Raw genomic sequence first — 20,533 nt, 5'->3', positions numbered from 1 at the left:
GGCTGGCATAAAATGATAGGCTGCGTTAACGTGACCTTTCTTTGTCAGCCCTTATTATTTGTAGATTTCCTGATGACACTATTCGCTACCACTCATCGCGCAGTAAAAACGGTTTTTAGACCTTTTTTGCAAGACCGCTTATTACATATTTTATTGATTCTTGGTATTGGCCTAACCGCATTGATGCCAGCAAAAATTGCTGCTTTTCCACAGTTTATTGACTGGACGACCATTGTTACTTTATTAGGATTAATGCTACTAACGAAGGGGGTTGAGGTCAGTGGCTATTTTGATTTTATTGGTCGGAAAATTATTAATACATTGCACACAGAGCGGCATTTAGCCCTGTTTTTAGTCTTGTCAGCTGCGCTGCTTTCGTCCTTTCTAACCAATGATGTGGCGTTGTTTATCATTGTCCCATTGATTTTGACATTGAAAAAAATATCGTCTTTACCGGTTTCTCGCCTGATTATTTTCTCCGCACTGGCAGTGAATGCTGGCTCACTCTTAACGCCAATCGGTAATCCGCAAAATATTTTGTTATGGAGCCGTTCTGAACTCTCCTTTATTGGTTTTACCCGCCAGATGGCTCCCCTGGCCGCGGTTATTTTATTCACCTTATTAGTGGTGACCTGGTGGCGCTTTCCTGCACGAAAAATCCAGAAGCAAGCCTCTAGCCCCATTTATCCCTATCAATTTCGGTTGCTACTCAGCTGTTTAGCGCTGTATGTGATTTTTATTATTTGTGTAGATTTAGGTTTGGCAAATTATGGCTTACTGATTGTTTTTTCAGGGTTATTACTATTGGCGCGGCGGGTTTTACTGGCAATAGATTGGAGCCTGATTGTAGTATTTATCGCGATGTTTATTGATGTTCGTTTACTGACGGAATTACCCGGTTTACAGTCGTTGTTTGCTGAAATCAAAACGTTATCTACTGGTGCTGCTTATCTCTTGGGTATTGGTTTATCCCAAATCATCAGTAATGTTCCTGCCACGATTTTATTGCTTAATTATCTTCCTTCCAGTGCCTTGGTTGCCTATGCCGTCAATATTGGTGGCTTTGGTTTTGCGCTGGGTTCTATGGCTAATTTAATTGCGCTCAGAATGGCCGGTGAACCGGCCATTTGGTTAAAATTCCATGCTTACTCGCTGCCATTTTTATTCTGGAGTGCATTGGTGGGCTGGGGATTATTGCGAGTCGTTAATTAAAGAAAAATCATCATTCAAAGGAAAATAGCCAATAAAAAAGCCATCACAATAATTAGTGCGACAAATGCCAGTGATGGTTTTTGCAACAAAGGCTGTAATGCTTGTGGTAGTGAAGCGATGAGCGGGTTAATTAATGGCTGAATAGTTTTTTGATCTTCAATCAGGCGCTGAGCTGCATTGGCTCGGTCTAATCGGGCGGTAAACAGGATATTAATGATGTCGTTCAACTGCGCTTGTGTTAGCGGCGTGGTGGGGCTGGCCTGAAAGCGATTCTGGCTGTAATCAATTAATAGCTGTTGTTCCTGTGCATCTGCGGGCTGCTTCAGTGCCGTTTGCAGATGAATCAGAGTCGGGGCGGTTTGCTGGCTAAGGGCGACTTTGGTCTGCAAAAATTGGCTGAGTATCTGGAAATGACGAGCGGGCAGCGGGTCATTACTTTTCACCCCCACTAAATCAAATAGAGCTTGCCAAATTTTAGCCGGTTGCTCGCCCGTTGCCGCACTGAGTTTCGCCACCAGTGATTGAATATTTTGATGTTCAGCCGGGAGCAATGGCCGGTCTGTTATTGTGGTCAATTGCGGCTGCGGAATAGTCAGTGTGCCGGATTGCAGCAGCACTAATACTTGTTGCAACTCGGCATGGCTTAACTGACTTAGCACCGTGTGACCAAATTGCTGGCGGATAAAGTCACTGACAGCTTGTCGGTTATTGCCCAAGGGCAGCAACTCGGTCAGTTGCTGACGCAATTGATGATTAGCATGATTTTCTTGGGCTTGTGACAAGCGGGTTTGCAGCAATTGCTCTGCCGGTTGGAAGTGGCGAGCCAATAAATCCTGGTTGCGGCTAAGGGTTAAATCATGGCGTAACCCAGCCCAGATTTCGGCGGATTTTATCGGGCTAAGGGCCATAATCCGCACAATCAACTTTTCCAGTGTAGTGCGCTGCGCAGGGGTAAGTGCCTTGTCATCCACTTGTCCCGGAGAGGGTATTTTGCTCGGTGCGACATTGCGATCATTGGCAATAGGGGCACCTGGGCCGTTCAAAGGTTGCATATAACCCGTCCTTCGCAGTGGGGCAATTGGGTGAAGATTCATCAGTGACCCGGTGCGAGACGCAGGCTGCGGGTATAATACCTGTAAATATCAGTAACCAATATATTCTTATTTGTTTTGGTTTATTTTAATGTTCTGACATCAGCATTGAGTGACAATTGGCAGTCAACCGAAGCTGATCATTAATAACCTTGACCAAATGTTTACGCACCAAACATTGATAATGATAATTATATGGTTAAGATGAAGCCCTATCACTGCATGGGATTATTAACTTACCGTCATGTTTAAACGACAACGCGCCGCAAAATGGTTTCTCTGTCTGGCTTGCCTGGTCATATTGGTTTGTATGACTCAACGCATTGCCAGCCTGCACGCGTTAGAACAAAACTTGATCCAGACATCTTCATCAGCGGTTGTTGCCGATAATAACGAATCGCCGACACCTTGTGAACTCAGTGCCAAATCCTTGCTGGCGTCACCGCCAGTGCTGTTCGAATTAGCCATTTTCTCTCTGGGCTTATTACTGCTGTTGCTTGCGCCCATGGTGCCAACCAGAATGCGGTTCCCGCCGCCCAGAGTCATCTCACCCAGTGGTTTAAGGGTGCATCTGCGATTGTGTATTTTCCGAGAATAACGCCATTCTTTGAATAACTGCATTTCGTGAATAGTTGTGTTTATAACTTATTATTTTAATGGGTAATGGTTCATAACAAACAGTTTTCACGAATAACCATAGCGACACAAAGTGCTGCTGTGATTAATTTATTCATGGAGAGATTAATGCGTAACTTAAGCAAGATAGCCTTGTGCTGTCTATTGCTGCTGTGGATGCCAACCCTTTGGGCGGCGGACAGCGGCTGGCTGGTGAGCCCGCAAAATGATCATGCCAAAGTTCGGATTCGTGCCGAGCAGTCAAATGGTGGCGAAACTCGCCTGCTACTTGACGTCCAGCTAGAAAAAGGCTGGAAAACCTATTGGCGTTCACCGGGGGAAGGCGGCATTGCTCCGGCCATAACCTGGAAATCACCGGTTGAGCGGGTGCAATGGTACTGGCCTGTACCGCAACGTTTTGATGTGTCTGGGATTTCTACTCAGGGCTATCATGAGCAAGTGGCGTTGCCGATAGTGATTTTCGGCAAAATACCCAACACATTGAGCGGCGTTCTGACGCTGTCGACCTGTAGCAATGTCTGTATTTTGACTGACTACCGGTTTAGTCTCGATCTGGCCGCTGCCGTCAGCGCTGAAAACCAGCAGCAATTCGAACATGACTTTGCACAGGCGATGGGGCAGGTGCCGATTGCCAACGCCTTAACCCAGCAAATTCAAGCCGGTTTTAGTCAAGGCGAGGTGCAAATTCTTGCCGAACGAGACAGCGGTTGGCAACGCCCGGAGCTATTTTTTGATACGCTGGAAGAGGTGGATCTCGGCAAGCCGGTTATAAATGTGCACGGCAATCAGTTATCGGTGCGAGTGCCGGCAACTGATGGCTGGGGAGAGGGCACGGCAGATCTGCGTGGCAAGCAGCTGAGCATGGTGATTACCGATGCCGGTTTGGCGCAAGACGTTTTGGTTACTCTCGGGCCAGCCTTGACGTTACCGCAATCTGCCACTCATTTCTGGTCTTGGTTATTAATTGCGCTGGCAGGGGGCTTGATTCTCAATCTGATGCCTTGTGTGCTGCCGGTGTTGGCGATGAAACTCAGCTCGATTTTGCAAACGGAGCATCAAACTCGTCGTCAGGTTCGATGGCAGTTTTTGGCTTCATCTGCCGGGATAATCACTTCATTTTGGTTATTGGCCTTGTTGATGACAGCCTTGCGCTTAGGCAACCATGCAGTGGGTTGGGGAATCCAGTTCCAAAGCCCGTGGTTTATCGGTTTTATGGTGTTGGTTACCGCACTCTTTACTGCCAATCTGTTCGGTTTGTTCGATATTCGGCTCTCTTCGTCACTTAATACTCGAATTGCGGCTCCTCGCATTGAAAAAACAGGTGCGCGTGGGCTGGCTGGCCACTTTGGGCAGGGCGCACTGGCGACCTTATTGGCAACGCCTTGCTCAGCCCCGTTCCTCGGCACTGCGGTGGCTTTTGCTCTGGTTGCGCCTTTGCCCGCACTGTGGGGGATTTTTACTGCCCTGGGAGTGGGGATGAGTTTGCCGTGGCTGGCCGTTGCCGCGTGGCCCAAATTGGCATTGTGTTTACCGCGCCCTGGCCGCTGGATGAACCTATTGCGCATTGGGATGGGCGTGCTGATGTTGGCGTCCAGTTTGTGGTTATTGAGTCTGATGGTCAGCCATCTTGGCCTGCAAATGGTAATGATAATTGCCGGAATATTATTGCTGGCACTGATACTGGCTATTGGCAGGCATTATGGTGTGCGGATTGCGGCTATTGTTATTTTAATCAGTGGGTTGCTCTTTGGCGGCATGTTGCTGGCAGGGGCACTGACGGCAGATATATGGCGCAAGCCGCTGCATGACAATATTGCGTGGCAGCCATTAACTGAATCCGCCATTACACAGGCACTGGCCGAGCATAAAATCGTATTTGTTGATGTTACCGCTGATTGGTGCGTGACCTGTAAAGTCAATAAAATCAATGTGCTGATGCGCGATGATGTGCAACAGGCTTTACAGGCACCAGACGTAGTTGCGCTGCGCGGTGACTGGACGCAACCTTCTGCTGAAATAACCCGCTTTCTGCGCCAACGCGGCAGTGCCGCCATTCCATTCAACCAAATTTATGGGCCACAACAGCCACAGGGCATCGTGCTTTCTCCCTTACTGGATCGCGATGTTTTATTGACTGTGTTGGCCGACGCTAGAGGAAATAAAAAATGAAAATATTAACTGTATGGTTTTTGATGCTGTTTTCGATGCCATTATGGGCTGCCGCACCTTTTACGCCACAACAAGAAGTGCGCATTAAAGAACTGATCCGCGAAACGTTGATAGCAAATCCGGATATTTTGGAGCAATCAGTTAATGCCTGGCAACAGCAAGCTAATGAAGCACAAGGGCAACAACTGAGCCAGTTTATTACCGCCAATCAGCAAGCGCTGTATCAGGATGCCGGTAGCCCAAGATTGGGTACCGCAAAACCGCAATTGACCCTGGTGTCATTTACGGATTACAACTGCCCATTCTGCAAAACCTTCGATCCGCTGCTGGAAAAATTAGTGAAAGATTATCCGCAGGTGGCAGTGGTGATAAAACCCTTGCCATTTAAAGGTGAAAGCTCAGTAACCAGTGCCCGTCTGGCACTGACTCTATGGCAACAGCATCCGGAGCAGTTTCTGGCTTTTCATCAGCGTTTAATGGCGAAAAAAGGCAATCTTGACGCCAACAGTATTGCTGCAGCGCAGGAAAAAACCGGTGTGACGCCGGTGGAGCCAAGTGCGCAAAGTTTGGATGTATTGCGCACTAACTTGAAACTGGCAGACCAACTGGGTATTCAGGGCACTCCCGCTACGTTAATTGGCGACCAATTAGTATCAGGGGCCATTACTTATCCGCAATTGGAGGAGATCGTAAAACAGCAATTGGCACAGGCGGGTAAATGAACCGCTTAAAGCGCTGGAGCAAAGAACTGGCGGTGTTATTGCTGCTGGTGGCGGTGGTTTCATTTACCCTGGATTGGCTGCGCAGCCCGCAGCCGCCCGCAGACTGGCCGGATACCGCATTGCAAACCCTGTCAGGGGAAAGGGTTTCCTTGCAGGAAATGAGTCAGGAAAAGCCGTTGCTGCTCTACTTCTGGGCGACATGGTGCGGGGTGTGTAAATTCACCACCCCCAGTGTCAATCAGCTGGTGGAGGAGGGGGAAAATGTCCTGACTCTGGCGCTGCGTTCTGGCGATGCTGCACAGGTAGAGCGCTGGTTGAGTAAAAGCGGCTATCAGTTGCCAGTCATTAATGATCCGCAAGGCCAAGTAGCCGGGCAATGGCAAGTCAATGTCACTCCCACGGTGGTGATTCTCTATCAGGGGAAAATGGTGCAGCACACCAGCGGATGGAGCAGTTATTGGGGCATGAAACTGCGTTTGTGGCTGGCATTCTTCTGATATAAAACGGTGTTATTTTTACAGCCCGGCGCAATTATGCCGGGCTTTTTTGTGTCTGACATTGGCGAATTGCTGCACTCAAGCGAGTGATTCCCAGGTTTATCAGCTCTGGCGAATTAGCGGCAAAATTCAAACGCAGGGTAAATTCGCCATAGGATTCTTGCGGGTAAAAACCACCGCCTTTGGCGAAAGTAACCCCCGCCTGCCAGGCCAGAGGCATTAACTGTGAGACGGGCACATTGTCGGGTAATTGCAACCAAATGAATAACCCGCCATCCGGTATTTCAAACTGGCAACCTAATGGCAAGGTTTGTTTGAGTGCTTCGGTCATCGCATCGCGGTGTTGGCGGTACAGGCGGCAGGCGCGGCGTAATTGTTTGTCATAACGCCCGACAGTGACAAACGCATCCAGCGCCCGTTGGATTAAATTCGAACTGGTAAAACTGTCGACATGCTTTAGCTGTGCCAATTGGGTGTAGTGGGGTTGGTCTGCCACCAGATAACCAATCCGCATGCTTGGCAGCAACATTTTGGAAAAAGTACTGACATAGATAACCTCGCCGGGTTTGGCCAGCGAACGCAACGACGGCAGTTTTTTGCCGCTGTAGCGCAGGTCGCCCACATAATCATCCTCAAGGATAACCACACCAGCGGTGCGGGCTATCTGCAACAGCTGATGGCGGCGGCTTTCACTCAAACAGCGGCCAGTGGGGTTATTGAAGTTGGGGATGCAATAAATAAGTTTGGGTTGATGCGCAGCCAACAGCGCGGGCAGCGTGGCCAGATTCATGCCCTGCTGGTCGCTGGGCAAAGCCACAACATTCACTTTATGCAGGCGAAACAGGGCCAGTGCTTCAGCATAAGTCGGTTCCTCCACCACCACCGTATCGCCGGGGGCCAACAGTGATTGGCTGACCAGACTGATAGCATGTTGCGAACCATTGGTTATCAATAATTGCTCTGGTCGCGTCAAAATACCTTGCGCGCACAGAATGCGGCTGAGGGTATCGCGCAGCGGATAATAGCCGCAGTAATCGCCGTAACTGAAGGCCTCTTCAGCATGACGTCGCAAAATAGATTGCAAGATATGGCGAAATTCATCCAGTGGGAAAATCTTCGGGCTGCCAATACCGGCGGCAAAATTAATGGTCTCTGGCGGTAATGGGATATCCGCAAAACCGTCTAACCGCGATGTCACTGTGGTAAAACGGTCGAGTGGAAATTCGCCGGGTAATAAAGGAAGTGGTTGGCTGGGCGGTGGCGGAAGGTGGCGCACATAAGCCCCACTGCCACGGCGCTGCTGTAACAAACCTTTGGCTGCCAGCTCGGCATAGGCGTTATCGACCGTCAGGCGACTCACTGACAATTCTGCTGCCAAGGTGCGAGTAGAGGGCAATTTGTCACCATCAGCAAACACACCACTGAGGATAGCCCGGCGCAGGGCTTCTTCAATTTGCAGATACAGCGGGATATGTTGTTGCCGGTCTAACGGAATATGCATGAGAAAATAGCCTAAAGTGGCTTGCTACAGAAGTATTCCTTTCACTATACCCAATGCTAACAAGGCTTCAAGTAAGAAAAAGTGGCCTGCATCAATCAGCAGGTAAGTGGCTCTGGTGGACAAAAAACCTTAGCGTAGAATTGCATCCTATTAATTGATGTTGTGAATCTAATGAGGTTGTGATGGCTATACCGGCGGGATTGCTCCCATCAATGATCCGCAGGCCACTGACGGGCAGTGGTTATTTTACCGGTAAACGGCAAGGCTATTTGCTGGCAATTATCAGCGCCATGCTATTAGGTTTCACTGGGATTATTATCCGCATTTTGACCGTGCATTATCATTTGCCAACCTCTGTTTTGGCTTTCTGGCGAGCTGCTCTGGTGGCTGCTGTATTATTGCCGATTTTATTAGTGACTAAGCCGCAGTGGGCTAAATTACGCCGTGACCAAGTCAAATTCTATCTGGCTTATGGTTTGTTACTGGCGGTATTCAATGGATTATGGACAGAATCTGTAGCATTAAATGGGGCGTCCATATCCACTATTTTATCTTATTGCTCAGTGGGTTTTACGGTTTTTCTGGGATGGGTTTTTTATAACGAATATATGGGCTGGCGGGAGTTACTGGTTATTATTATCAGTTTATTCGGTTGTTTTTTGGTCAGTAATGGCCTGAATATCGCGGCGGCAGATTTTAATTTTATTGGTTTGTTGATCGGATTAGCCTCCGGGGTTGGTTACAGCTTTTATACGTTGGCAGGGCGACTTGCCACTGATCGTCAATATCCAGTGTGGAATACCATTTTATATGTGTTTGGTTTTTCTGCGGTCTACCAATTGATATTTAATCAACTGATGTTGTGGTTCCCGGTGCAAGGAATGCAGCAAATGGTGGGGAATCTGTGGTTTTTATCTCACGGGGCTGAGGGCATTCAATGGTCTGGCTGGTGGTTATTACTGATTTTGGCGGCAGGCCCGACGCTACTGGGTTTTGGGCTGTTTAATCTCAGTTTGAAAACCCTGCCGCTGGCCGTCGCCAGTTTACTGTTAACACTGGAATTAGTGTTCACCGCCGTGATTGCTTATTTCTTGCTGGGGGAAACTTTGTCGGCTTCTCAATTGCTCGGCAGTGCCTTGGTGCTATTGGGCGTATTAATGCTGCACAGAAAAGATAATGCCCCGATGGGCAGAGAGATAGCGCCGAAAAATAACGCCACTCTCTCACCTTGATATTTTATTGCACCGTTTTTCGGCGCAGTGGTATACGCAGGCGTTGAGCCAGTATCACCCCTGCTAAAGTAATTCCGCCCCCAATCAGGTGATAACTGTGCAATTGCTCATGCAGGAAAGTTACGGCGATAATTGCAGTAAATACCGGTGTCAGATTCATAAATATCGAGGCGGTATTTGCCCCGAGGCGCATCACCCCGTGGATCCATAAATAAGGCGCAATAATGGATGCGGGAATACCGGCAAACAACACTAACGGGATATTTTGCGCAGTTAATTGTACATCCGGTGCCAGCAGGAAATTAGGCAGCAAGAGCACCACGCCGAAGGCGATTTGCATATAAAGAGATTGCCAATTGGGTAACTGAATCGACCAGCGTTTGGTCAATACCCCATATAGCGCATAAGATACCGAGGCGGCCAGCATCATTAATTCACCCTTACCAATCCCCTGATGCAGCAATTGCCCCGGATTACCCGCACTGACCAGCCACACTAAGCCGGCTAATGACAACAGGCTACCCAGCGCAATCCCGACGGTGGGTGCTACCCGTAACAGGAAAATGCTGATTATGACGGTTAGCAGTGGAATTAATGAGCTGAGGATCCCCATAAACAGGGCGCTGACACTGTGGGCCGCGTAATACGCCAGGCTTTGGTACAGCACCATGCCCAGTAACCCCAGAATCATCAATTTCCACCAATAGACGCGAATGGCTGACCAATTACGGATAACCCCCAGCAATAAAAAGGGCGTTAAGGTCAGAAAGGCCAGTACCCAGCGATAGAAAGAAATGGCCGCCGGATCAATAGCTGTGGCTGATATTTTGCTGACGACAGCATTGACCGACCAAATAATCACGGCAAATAAGGGGAATAACATATTCATGCTGATAATTCTCATTCATATACTAATGTGATGTAGTCTACAGTTGTCTGATTTATTCTATATACTGATAACCAGACAATAGTTGCAGTGATTAAGACAATAGTGACTGTGATTAAGACAATTTCAGCAGTTGGCTATCTGACTGGCGGAGGTCATTGACGATGAGTAAACCTGATTCCCCGGTGGTGGCGACCACTGCGCCACAGAATTTGTCTTTTCGCTGCGAGATATATAATGCTAATACTGAATTCCTGCCGCATACCCATGCTTACGGGCAATTGATATGTGTCAAATCAGGTGTGCTGGCAATGAATATCGGAGGGCAGCGCTTTTTGGCCCCCCCTGAGTTCAGTGTCTGGGTGCCTGCTGGGGTAGAGCATTCCAGCTATAACCGCAAACCCATGCACTTTCGTGCCATTGATATCGCGTTGGAATTTTGTCAGGAACTGCCGGATGCGGCTTGTTTGCTGCATGTCAGCCCGATTTTTAATGCCATTGTCGGGGATTGTTTCTCTCGTGGTTTATTGAGGCCGGAAACTGAACAAGATATGCGGTTAGCGCGCGTATTAATTGACCAGCTCAATAGCTCGCCGGTGCAGCGCACCTATCTACCCACCTCGCAAGATAAGTTATTGTCACCGGTATTGACGGCATTGGAGCGCTGCCCGTCGGATAACACCTCACTGGCACTCTGGGCTAAGCGAGTGTATACCACGGAAAGAACCCTCTCGCGCCGGTGTCAGCAAGAGCTGGGAATGGCCTTTAGTGAATGGCGGCAAAGGTTGCGATTTTTACATGCTATCTCTTTGTTAGAACAAGGAAAAACAGTCCAGAATGTGGCGCTGGATGTGGGGTATAGCTCGGCGTCTGCCTTTATTGCCATGTTCCAGCAGATTGCTGGCACCACACCTGAACGTTTTCGCAGAACCTGAGGCCGGCGAGTTAACTGCAACGCCTCATTTTTTGGGTATATACTAACGCCCTGTTTTGTAGGGCAGTGAGCTGGCGGAGAACAACGTGAAAATTCTGGTTGATGAGAATATGCCGTACGCGGAAACACTATTTCAGCGTTTAGGTCAGGTGCAAGCAGTACCGGGGCGGCCTATCCCTCTGGAAGCACTGGCGGGCGCAGATGCGCTGATGGTGCGCTCGGTGACCAAAGTGAATGAGGCGCTTTTGCAGGGCACCTCAATTGGTTTTGTGGGCACGGCGACCGCCGGAACGGATCATGTCGATGATAACTGGTTGAAGCAACAGGGTATTGGCTTCTCCGCAGCCCCCGGCTGTAATGCTATTGCCGTGGTGGAATATGTTTTTTCCGCCTTGCTAATGATGGCCGAACGCGATGGCTTCCAATTACGTGATAAAACGGTGGGAATCATCGGCGTCGGTAATGTCGGCTCACGGCTGAATGCCCGCTTGCAAGCGCTGGGCGTTCGCACTTTATTGTGTGACCCACCGCGTGCCGACAGTGGCGACAACGCGCCTTTCTGGCCACTGGAAAAACTGGTACGTGAGGCCGATATCCTCACCTTCCACACACCGCTGAATAAAACGGGCCCTTATCAAAGCTGGCATATGGCTGACGAAGAGTTATTGGCAGCCCTACCGGATGGCCGCATTTTAATTAATGCCTGCAGGGGAGCAGTGGTGGATAACGCCGCATTACTGCGCGCGCTGGAAAAAGGCAAGCAACTCAGTGTGGTGCTGGATGTGTGGGAGCCGGAACCCGAATTATCTTTACCGCTACTGGCCCGGGTTGATATTGGCACACCGCATATTGCCGGATATACCCTGGAAGGCAAAGCGCGTGGCACCACCCAAGTATTCGAAGCATTCAGCCAACATCTGGGCCAACCGCAATCGATAGAGCTTGCCACCTTATTGCCACAACCTGAATTCAGCCATTTACGGCTAAATGGCCCGTTGGATGAAGGCAAATTAAAACGATTGATACACTTAGTGTATGATGTGCGCCGCGATGATGCGCCGTTGCGCCGGGTTGCGGGTCAGCCAGGTGAGTTCGACCGCCTGCGCAAGCACTATCAAGAGCGGCGCGAATGGTCATCACTTTGTGTGCAGTGCGATGACGCGGCCAGTGCGGAGCTGTTGCAGAAATTAGGGTTTACCACCCAGCAACTCTAAACCCCTACATTAATAGTGAGTTTATTTACGGTCAGAGGCGGGATTTACCGCCTTTGTCTTTGAGGAAACTGGCTATTTGTATATATCCAATATTTGTATAAAAACGTATTTAAATCCTTGTAATTTAATGAATGAAAGTGGAGAAAACCAACATGTCTGACGGCTGGAATATTGCTCTATTAGGAGCAACGGGCGCAGTAGGTGAAGCCTTGCTGGAGCTGTTAAATGAGCGCCAGTTCCCGGTTGGTGAATTGTATCCTCTGGCCAGTGAGCGCAGTGCTGGTGCTACCGTGCGCTTTAACGGTAAAAGTATATTGGTTGAAAACGTGGCTGAATTTGACTGGTCACAGGCGCAGTTGGCTTTCTTTGTTGCAGGCCCTGAGGCCTCGGCACAATATGCTGAAGAAGCCGGGAATGCCGGTTGTCTGGTCATCGACAGCAGCGGCTTGTTCGCGATGGAGCCAGATGTGCCGCTGGTGGTGCCGAGTGTTAACCCGCAAGTGCTGGCAGATTACCGTAATCGTAATATTGTGGCAGTAGCCGATAGCCTGACCAGCCAACTGCTGACGGCGATTAAGCCCTTGACGGAGCAGGCCGGTTTATCTCGTCTGCATGTCACCGCATTGCTTTCTGCTTCTGCGCACGGTAAAGCTGCCGTAGATGACCTTGCCGGTCAAAGTGCTAAGTTGCTCAATGGTATTCCCGCCGAGCCGGGCGTATTCGCCAAACAACTGGCATTTAACGTCTTACCGCTGCTGGCTGATGACGAGGGCAGTGTGCGCGAAGAGCGCCGTTTGGTCGATCAGGTGCGTAAAGTCCTGCAAGACGAGGGTTTGCCTATTTCCGTGACCTGCATCCAATCACCGGTATTCTATGGCCAGGCTCAGGTGGTTCATCTGGAGGCTTTACGTCCAATGTCTGCCGATGAAGCCCGCAGCGAACTAGAAAATTGTGAAGATATTCAGCTGTCTGAAGAAGATGATTATCCAACTCAGGTGAGTGATGCCTCTGGCAGTGATGCATTGAGTATTGGTTGTGTCCGTAATGACTATGGCATTCCCGAAGTATTGCAGTTCTGGTCAGTGGCCGACAACATTCGGTTTGGTGGCGCATTGATGGCAATTGAAACGGCGGAGCGCCTGTTGCAGGAGCAACTTTACTGATGTCCGAACTTGAGTTAGCCCAGCAAGAAACCGTCGCAGCACCCGCTGCCGGGATAAAAATTGCGCTGGGTATTGAATACAACGGCAGCCGCTATTTTGGTTGGCAGCGCCAGCAAGAAGTTACCAGCGTTCAGGCTTGCCTTGAAGCGGCTGTATCGAAGGTCGCCAATGAACCCATTGGCGTATTTTGTGCTGGCCGGACAGATGCCGGTGTGCATGCCACCGGTCAGGTGGTGCATTTTCTCACCACCGCAGAGCGCAAAGATGCGGCATGGACGATGGGGGTTAACAGCCATTTACCCCCAGATATTGCCGTGCGTTGGGTAAAAACCGTTGATGAAGATTTTCATGCCCGCTTTAGCGCGACGGCCCGGCGCTACCGCTACATTATTTTTAACCATCGCTATCGCCCGGCGGTCTTGGCACAGGGGGTTACCCATTGCTATTTGCCGTTGGATGCCGAGAAAATGGAACAAGCAGCACAATGTTTACTTGGCGAGCATGATTTTACCTCGTTTCGTGCGGTACAGTGCCAATCCCGCACGCCTTGGCGAAATGTAAAACATGTCAAAGTTACCCGACATGGCGCGTATATCGTGGTAGATATCAAGGCCAATGCTTTTGTGCATCATATGGTGCGCAATATTGTCGGTAGCTTAATAGAGATTGGTTGCGGTAATCAGGATGTGACCTGGATGGCTGAATTGTTAGCGCTAAAAAACCGGGCACTGGCGGCGGCAACTGCGAAAGCGGAAGGGTTGTATTTGGTTTCGGTCGACTATCCTGAACGTTTTGCTCTACCACGGTTGCCGATGGGGCCACTTTTTTTAGCGGACGACTAATTTCAGATTGTTTTTCATACAATAATGTAAGTTTGGCAGCAGATTACTTAGGCTAAGGAATATCTAAGGAAGTTCAGCTAAACTCGCTCAATCAAAGATTAGGCTTATTTACCTCTCGAGAGTATTTATGGAATTTATACATTTCGTTATTGATTTTATTTTGCATATTGATGTCCATCTGGCGGAGCTGGTGGCACAGTATGGCGTCTGGGTTTATGGAATTTTATTCCTGATCTTGTTTTGCGAAACCGGTCTGGTGGTTACGCCATTCCTGCCTGGGGATTCCTTACTGTTTGTGGCGGGCGCATTAGCCTCATTGCCTTCCAATGATCTTAATGTCCATACCATGGTTGCTCTGATGGTGACGGCGGCTATTTTGGGCGACGCCATTAACTACACCATTGGCCGGGTGTTCGGTGAGAAGCTCTTCAGTAATCCCGATTCCAAAATTTTCCGTCGCAGTTATCTGGATAAAACCCATCAGTTTTATGAAAAACATGGTGGTAAAGCGATTATCCTGGCGCGATTTGTGCCGATAATTCGTACTTTTGCGCCTTTTGTCGCCGGTATGGGTAAAATGTCTTATCGTCATTTTGCTGCTTATAACGTGATTGGGGCGTTGATATGGGTGCTGTTATTCACCTATGCTGGCTACCTGTTTGGTAATGTGCCAATCGTGCAGAACAATCTGAAATTGCTGATTGTCATCATTATTGTGGTGTCAATTCTGCCCGGTGTATTTGAGGTTTGGCGGCATCGGCGGGCGCAAGCACGTCAAAAAAATCAGTAAAAACGTTACTCAAGCCAAGGGCCGACCAGTTTTTTATCTACACTGTCGAGCCAATATGGTTTAATGAGTGACATTTATGGTCTGTTCCTGCGGACAATCTGAATATTGGTGCCTTAGTTACGCTGTTCCAGTGTTTATCTTTGGCATTTTTTATTGGGGTGTTTTCAGGGAGATGGTTAAAGCATGAACAGCGGACTGGCAACAGCCAGGTTCAAACAGAAAGGTCATCGATGAGCTGGATTGAACGAATTCTTAACAAAAGCCATATCACACAAACCCGTAGAGCGAGTATTCCTGAAGGGGTGTGGACTAAATGTGACAGTTGCGGTCAGGTACTTTATCGTGCTGAGCTAGAACGCAATTTGGAAGTTTGTCCTAAGTGTGATCATCATATGCGTATGTCGGCCCGTGCGCGGTTGCATATGTTGCTGGATGCTGGCAGCGAAGTTGAATTGGGTAGCGAGCTGGAGCCGAAGGACATCCTGAAATTCAAGGATTCCAAGAAGTATAAAGACCGCATTTCTGCTGCACAAAAAGACACTGGCGAGAAAGACGCGCTGGTTGTTATGAAAGGCACCTTGCAAGGTATGCCTATTGTTGCGGCCTCATTTGAATTTGCCTTTATGGGCGGTTCAATGGCGTCAGTGGTCGGCGCTCGCTTTGTTCGTGCGGTAGAACAGGCACTGGAAGACAATTGCCCACTGGTGTGTTTCTCCTCTAGTGGCGGTGCCCGTATGCAGGAAGCCTTGATGTCTCTGATGCAGATGGCAAAAACCAGTGCTGCTTTGGCTAAAATGCAAGAGCGCGGTTTGCCTTATATCTCCGTGCTGACTGACCCCACTATGGGCGGTGTTTCCGCCAGTTTGGCCATGTTGGGCGACATCAATATTGCAGAACCAAAAGCATTGATTGGCTTTGCTGGCCCTCGGGTTATCGAGCAAACCGTGCGTGAGAAACTGCCGCCGGGCTTCCAGCGCAGTGAGTTCTTGATTGAAAAAGGCGCTATCGACATGATAGTTCGCCGGCCAGTTATGCGCCAAACACTGGCCAGTATCTTGTCTAAATTGACACATCAGCCGCAACCTAGTGTGGTTGAAGTTAAGACCGATGCTGCTACGACTGATAATCAGGTAGATGCCTGATTATCCCAACGGGCATCACCCTGATAAGGTGGTGCCCGGTTATAGCGCATAGTTTTAAGTAAGCAAAAAAAAGGCCAGTGACGGGACTCATGAACAATCATCTCATTCCCCAAGCCACGTCGCCTTTGGCCGCGTGGCTTTACTATCTTGAGCGTTTGCATTCTCAGCCCATTGAGCTGGGTCTGGAACGTATTAAACAGGTTGCTGAGCGTTTGGATTTGCTTAAACCTGCCCCTAAAGTATTTACCATTGCCGGCACCAATGGCAAAGGCACCACTTGTTGTACCCTTGAATCAATTCTGCTGGCCGCGGGTCTGCGGGTCGGGGTTTACAGCTCACCTCATCTATTGCGTTACACCGAGCGCGTGCGTATTCAGGGCCAGGAACTGCCTGAAGCTGCACACAGCCACTCTTTTGCTCAAATTGAAGCTGGTCGCGGTGATATCTCACTGACTTATTTCGAGTTTGGCACTTTATCTGCACTGCAACTCTTTAAGCAGGCTAATCTTGATGTGGTTATTCTGGAAGTCGGGCTGGGTGGGCGATTGGATGCAACCAATATTGTCGATTCTGATGTTGCGGCTATTACCAGTATTGCGATAGACCATACTGATTGGCTGGGATTCGACAGGGAAAGCATTGGCCGTGAGAAAGCCGGTGTATTTCGTGCAGGAAAACCGGCTGTTGTCGGTGAACCTGATATGCCTAAAACCATCGCCGAGGTTGCCACAACATTAGGCGCGCAGCTGTATCAGCGCAATGTCGCCTGGCAGTTTAGCCAGCATGAACACAGCTGGAACTGGCAGTGTGGTGAACATCAGTGGTGCAATTTACCGCTACCCAATGTGCCTTTGGCGAATGCTGCCACCGCCTTGGCGGTACTGCATTATTCCGGATTGCCATTGAGCGAAGAGGCGATTCACCAAGGGTTACAGACCGCCAGTTTACCTGGGCGTTTTCAAGTTGTGAGTGAACAGCCCTTGCTGATTTTAGATGTTGCCCATAACCCTCATGCCGCACGATATCTCACTGACAAACTAGCTCAATTACCAAAACAAGGTAAAGTGCGGGCGGTAGTCGGGATGCTATCAGATAAAGATATTGGCGGTACGCTGACCTGTTTATCTGAGCAAGTTGATGAGTGGTACTGTGCACCATTAGAGGGGCCTCGTGGGGCCAGTGCAGAGCAGTTAGCTGAGCATCTGGCATCATCACGCCAATTTAGTGATGTCACCACGGCCTGGCGTCAAGCCATGCAAGATGCAGCACCACAAGATGTGGTCATTGTGTGTGGCTCTTTCCACACAGTTGCTCATGTGATGGCGGCATTGAATCTGTGACAGCATGGGTTTTGCAAAGGAATTGAAGGAGAGCGAGTGGCAAGTAAGTTCCAGAACCGTTTAGTCGGAACCATCATTCTGGTGGCCTTGGGTGTGATTGTGCTGCCGGGGCTATTGGATGGTAAAAAGAAGCATTATGAGGATGAGTTTGCGGCCATCCCATTAGTGCCCAAACCCGGTGACAGCCAGGAGATTGATGCGGTTCCTCCGGCCAGTCAGCCTTTGCCTATTGCGCCACCGGAAGGTGCTGCGCAAGCCGCGGGCATCGCTGATGATGATTCTGTCTCTCAGGCGGCTAATGACGCCGGTAACTTGCCATCAGAACCCACCATAGTGGCACCGCCGGCAATACAGACTAAGCCGGTAGAGGTAAAACCTGTTGAGAAGAAACCGGTTGAACCTAAGCCTGTAATTGAATCTAAGCCAGTGGTTGAACCGAAACAAGTTGTTGAACCTAAAGCCATTCCGGTAGAGAAAAAACCGCAGGAAGCGACACCAAAACCTGAAGTTAAGCCGAATATTCAGCCAGAAAGCAAACCGGCTACCGAAGAGAAAGCACCGGTGGGGCAGGCTTATGTTGTCCAACTGGGGGCGCTGAAAAACGCGGCCAAAGTGAATGAAATTGTTGCGACACTGCGCCTGTCAGGGCATCGGGCATTTACGGTGCCTGCAACACCGGTTCAAGGCCAGATTACTCGGGTGTATGTCGGGCCGGATGCATCAAAACAAAAACTGCAATCGGCTTTGCCAGAGCTTAACTCGTTAAGTGGCTTAAGCGGGCAGGTCAAGCCCTATGGCACGTCGCGTTAAAGTTTAAAGCGCTAAGATATCAGGGCGTAGAGGATTTTTACGGCTAAGTTTGTGCGGCGATTGTTGTTTTTAAAATCGCCGCACTTTAATTTGTCACGGGCAAGAATTCCCCTACGCAAACGTTTTCTTTTTCTGTTAGAATTCGCCGCGAACAGGATGCAGCGGCGATTTCATCATTGGAATTGTCATGGTCTGGATTGATTACGTCATTATAGGGATTATCGGATTTTCTGCGTTAGTCAGCTTAATCCGAGGTTTTGTCCGTGAAGCATTGTCACTTGTAACTTGGGGGTGCGCATTTTTTGTTGCCAGCCATTTTTACACTTACCTTGCTGTCTACTTCACCCGCTTTGAGGATGAAGTTGTCCGTAACGGCATTGCCATTGGCATTTTGTTCATCGCGACATTGATCGTCGGGGCTATTGTTAACTATGTGATTGGTTCGCTGGTTGAACGTACTGGGTTATCAGGAACTGACAGGGTACTTGGGATCTGTTTTGGGGCGCTGAGAGGCGTGCTAATTGTCTCGGCCATGTTGTTCTTTCTGGATACATTCACGGGGTTCTCACAAAGTGTTGACTGGAAGCAGTCACAATTAATCCCGCAGTTCAGTTATATCATCAGGTGGTTCTTTGACTACCTGCAGAGCACGTCGAGTTTCTTACCGAATCAACTACCGATTCGGAGCGGCTTATGAGGAAAAGACAACATGTGCGGTATTGTCGGTATCGCCGGTTTTGCACCGGTAAACCAGTCGATTTATGATGCGCTAACGGTGCTTCAGCACCGGGGCCAGGATGCAGCGGGCATCGTCACCATTGATGCCCATAATGGGTTCCGGCTGCGTAAAGCAAATGGCTTGGTGAAGGATGTATTTGAAACCCGGCATATGCTGCGCTTACAGGGGAATATGGGAATTGGCCATGTTCGTTACCCGACAGCAGGCAGTTCTAGTGCTTCCGAGGCTCAGCCCTTCTACGTTAACTCGCCGTTTGGCATCACCTTGGCTCATAACGGTAATCTGACTAACGCTCACCAGCTGAGAAAGAAATTATTCGAAGTTTCTCGTCGTCATGTGAATACCACTTCTGACTCAGAAATTCTGCTGAATATTTTTGCCAGTGAATTGGACCGTTTCCAGCACTACCCGTTGGAATCTGACAATATTTTTGCCGCTGTTGCTGCAACGCATCAGTTGATTCGTGGCGCATATGCGTGTGTCGCGATGATTATCGGCCACGGCATGGTTGCTTTCCGTGATCCTAACGGCATTCGCCCGCTGGTGATTGGTAAACGCACTTTAGCTGATGGCCGTAATGAATATATGGTTGCATCTGAAAGTGTGGCGTTGGATACCCTTGGCTTTGAGTTCTTGCGCGATGTTGCGCCGGGCGAAGCGGTGTATATCACCGAAAAAGGCCAGTTATTCACCCGTCAGTGTGCTGAAAATCCAAAATATAACCCGTGCTTGTTTGAGTATGTTTATTTTGCTCGTCCGGACTCCTTTATGGACAAGATTTCTGTTTACAGTGCGCGGGTGCGCATGGGCCAGAAGTTGGGTGCAAAAATTGCCAAACAGTGGGAAGACCTGGATATTGATGTGGTTATTCCTATCCCAGAAACTTCCTGCGATATCGCGCTGGAAATCGCCCGCATTTTAGATAAACCGTACCGCCAAGGTTTTGTGAAAAACCGCTATGTTGGCCGCACCTTTATCATGCCGGGGCAGCAAGAGCGCCGTAAATCAGTTCGCCGTAAGCTGAACGCCAACCGTGCTGAATTCCGCGATAAGAATGTATTATTGGTGGATGACTCTATTGTTCGTGGTACTACGTCGGAACAAATTGTCGAAATGGCGCGTGAAGCAGGGGCAAAGAAAGTGTATTTCGCTTCAGCTGCTCCTGAAATTCGTTTTCCAAATGTGTACGGCATAGATATGCCAAGCGCTAATGAATTAATTGCACATGGCCGTGAAGTTGATGAGATTCGTCAGTTGATTGGTGCTGATGCACTAATTTTCCAGGATCTTACTGACCTTATCGAAGCGGTACGCGAAGATAACCCAGATATTGCGCAGTTTGAATGTTCGGTCTTTAATGGTGTTTACGTCACTAAAGATGTGGATCAAAGCTATCTGGAGTATCTGGAGTCGTTACGTAACGATGATGCGCAGGCATTACGTAATCATACCGAAGCAGAAAATTTAGAGATGCATAACGAGGGGTAATACCCTGCATTTTGAAATTTTTGGGTATCAATTACGCTAAAGATAAAGTGATTCAAAAAGGTGCAACCGGCGTTCACATGCGGTGCACCTTTTTTGTTATTAAGTAGGGCACAGCTATTCCTGGC

The 20,533-nt window shown here is 49.1% G+C and carries 19 protein-coding genes; 16 read left to right on the top strand and 3 right to left on the bottom strand.

The features are described 5' to 3' along the window. The first annotated feature begins 72 nt into the window (after positions 1 to 72). On the top strand, positions 73 to 1,212 hold the full coding sequence (locus YROHD0001_RS08180) for an SLC13 family permease (protein ID WP_032816977.1): 1,140 nt from the start codon (positions 73 to 75) through the stop codon (positions 1,210 to 1,212). Positions 1,213 to 1,226: 14 nt separating this feature from the next. Here YROHD0001_RS08180 and flk read toward each other — a convergent pair whose 3' ends face one another. Beyond that, positions 1,227 to 2,264 (bottom strand): flagella biosynthesis regulator Flk, encoded by a 1,038-nt coding sequence (flk, locus tag YROHD0001_RS08185; protein ID WP_004714867.1) that lies wholly within the window; start codon positions 2,262 to 2,264, stop codon positions 1,227 to 1,229. A 283-nt stretch (positions 2,265 to 2,547) separates the two neighbouring features. Here flk and YROHD0001_RS08190 point away from each other — a divergent pair, with 283 nt between their 5' ends. The 4 genes from YROHD0001_RS08190 (at position 2,548) to YROHD0001_RS08205 (ending at position 6,327) form a co-directional block, all read left to right on the top strand. After that, positions 2,548 to 2,901 carry a hypothetical protein gene (locus tag YROHD0001_RS08190; RefSeq protein WP_004714865.1) on the top strand — a complete coding sequence of 118 codons (354 nt, stop codon included), beginning with the start codon at positions 2,548 to 2,550 and terminating at the stop codon, positions 2,899 to 2,901. Between the two features lie 146 nt (positions 2,902 to 3,047). Further along, the gene (locus YROHD0001_RS08195) at positions 3,048 to 5,108 is read left to right on the top strand and encodes a protein-disulfide reductase DsbD family protein (RefSeq protein ID WP_004714864.1); all 2,061 of its coding nucleotides are present in this window, start codon (positions 3,048 to 3,050) and stop codon (positions 5,106 to 5,108) included. After that, on the top strand, positions 5,105 to 5,830 hold the full coding sequence (locus YROHD0001_RS08200) for a DsbA family protein (RefSeq protein WP_032816976.1): 726 nt from the start codon (positions 5,105 to 5,107) through the stop codon (positions 5,828 to 5,830). Before YROHD0001_RS08195 ends, YROHD0001_RS08200 begins: the two co-directional genes overlap by 4 nt. Continuing rightward, positions 5,827 to 6,327 carry a protein disulfide oxidoreductase gene (locus tag YROHD0001_RS08205; RefSeq protein WP_032816975.1) on the top strand — a complete coding sequence of 167 codons (501 nt, stop codon included), beginning with the start codon at positions 5,827 to 5,829 and terminating at the stop codon, positions 6,325 to 6,327. Before YROHD0001_RS08200 ends, YROHD0001_RS08205 begins: the two co-directional genes overlap by 4 nt. A 34-nt stretch (positions 6,328 to 6,361) precedes the next feature. Here YROHD0001_RS08205 and pdxR read toward each other — a convergent pair whose 3' ends face one another. Continuing rightward, on the bottom strand, positions 6,362 to 7,828 hold the full coding sequence (pdxR, locus tag YROHD0001_RS08210; RefSeq protein WP_004714861.1) for a MocR-like pyridoxine biosynthesis transcription factor PdxR: 1,467 nt from the start codon (positions 7,826 to 7,828) through the stop codon (positions 6,362 to 6,364). Positions 7,829 to 8,010: 182 nt separating this feature from the next. Between pdxR and YROHD0001_RS08215 the strand changes: the two genes are divergently transcribed. Beyond that, positions 8,011 to 9,060, top strand: coding sequence for a DMT family transporter (locus tag YROHD0001_RS08215; RefSeq protein WP_004714860.1), 1,050 nt, complete (start codon positions 8,011 to 8,013; stop codon positions 9,058 to 9,060). 4 nt (positions 9,061 to 9,064) lie between these two features. On the opposite strand, the gene YROHD0001_RS08220 is transcribed toward YROHD0001_RS08215, so the two are convergent. Further along, positions 9,065 to 9,949 (bottom strand): DMT family transporter, encoded by an 885-nt coding sequence (locus YROHD0001_RS08220; RefSeq protein ID WP_032816973.1) that lies wholly within the window; start codon positions 9,947 to 9,949, stop codon positions 9,065 to 9,067. Between the two features lie 161 nt (positions 9,950 to 10,110). Between YROHD0001_RS08220 and YROHD0001_RS08225 the strand changes: the two genes are divergently transcribed. The 10 genes from YROHD0001_RS08225 (at position 10,111) to purF (ending at position 20,408) form a co-directional block, all read left to right on the top strand. Further along, positions 10,111 to 10,881, top strand: a complete 771-nt coding sequence (locus YROHD0001_RS08225) for an AraC family transcriptional regulator (RefSeq protein ID WP_004714858.1) — start codon at positions 10,111 to 10,113, stop codon at positions 10,879 to 10,881. 85 nt (positions 10,882 to 10,966) lie between these two features. Beyond that, on the top strand, positions 10,967 to 12,094 hold the full coding sequence (gene pdxB, locus YROHD0001_RS08230; RefSeq protein ID WP_004714857.1) for a 4-phosphoerythronate dehydrogenase PdxB: 1,128 nt from the start codon (positions 10,967 to 10,969) through the stop codon (positions 12,092 to 12,094). A 152-nt stretch (positions 12,095 to 12,246) separates the two neighbouring features. Continuing rightward, positions 12,247 to 13,257 (top strand): aspartate-semialdehyde dehydrogenase, encoded by a 1,011-nt coding sequence (locus YROHD0001_RS08235; RefSeq protein WP_032816972.1) that lies wholly within the window; start codon positions 12,247 to 12,249, stop codon positions 13,255 to 13,257. Further along, the gene (gene truA / locus YROHD0001_RS0117935; protein WP_032816970.1) at positions 13,257 to 14,099 is read left to right on the top strand and encodes a tRNA pseudouridine(38-40) synthase TruA; all 843 of its coding nucleotides are present in this window, start codon (positions 13,257 to 13,259) and stop codon (positions 14,097 to 14,099) included. The genes YROHD0001_RS08235 and truA overlap by 1 nt, the downstream gene beginning before the upstream one ends. Before the next feature lie 127 nt (positions 14,100 to 14,226). Next, positions 14,227 to 14,889, top strand: coding sequence for a DedA family protein (locus YROHD0001_RS08240; RefSeq protein ID WP_004714855.1), 663 nt, complete (start codon positions 14,227 to 14,229; stop codon positions 14,887 to 14,889). A 230-nt stretch (positions 14,890 to 15,119) separates the two neighbouring features. Beyond that, positions 15,120 to 16,031, top strand: a complete 912-nt coding sequence (gene accD, locus YROHD0001_RS08245) for an acetyl-CoA carboxylase, carboxyltransferase subunit beta (RefSeq protein ID WP_004714854.1) — start codon at positions 15,120 to 15,122, stop codon at positions 16,029 to 16,031. An 89-nt stretch (positions 16,032 to 16,120) separates the two neighbouring features. Continuing rightward, positions 16,121 to 17,371 (top strand): bifunctional tetrahydrofolate synthase/dihydrofolate synthase, encoded by a 1,251-nt coding sequence (gene folC, locus YROHD0001_RS08250; RefSeq protein ID WP_032816969.1) that lies wholly within the window; start codon positions 16,121 to 16,123, stop codon positions 17,369 to 17,371. Between the two features lie 36 nt (positions 17,372 to 17,407). Beyond that, entirely contained in the window at positions 17,408 to 18,181 is a 774-nt protein-coding gene (gene dedD / locus YROHD0001_RS08255; protein ID WP_004714852.1) for a cell division protein DedD, read from the top strand. A 187-nt stretch (positions 18,182 to 18,368) separates the two neighbouring features. Further along, positions 18,369 to 18,878 (top strand): colicin V production protein, encoded by a 510-nt coding sequence (cvpA, locus tag YROHD0001_RS08260; protein ID WP_004708846.1) that lies wholly within the window; start codon positions 18,369 to 18,371, stop codon positions 18,876 to 18,878. Positions 18,879 to 18,890: 12 nt separating this feature from the next. Next, positions 18,891 to 20,408, top strand: a complete 1,518-nt coding sequence (purF, locus tag YROHD0001_RS08265; RefSeq protein ID WP_004714851.1) for an amidophosphoribosyltransferase — start codon at positions 18,891 to 18,893, stop codon at positions 20,406 to 20,408. Positions 20,409 to 20,533: the final 125 nt, after the last annotated feature.

This window comes from Yersinia rohdei ATCC 43380, assembly GCF_000173775.1.
Classification (GTDB): Bacteria; Pseudomonadota; Gammaproteobacteria; order Enterobacterales; family Enterobacteriaceae; genus Yersinia; species Yersinia rohdei.
This window is presented reverse-complemented; position numbering and strand designations above follow the sequence as displayed.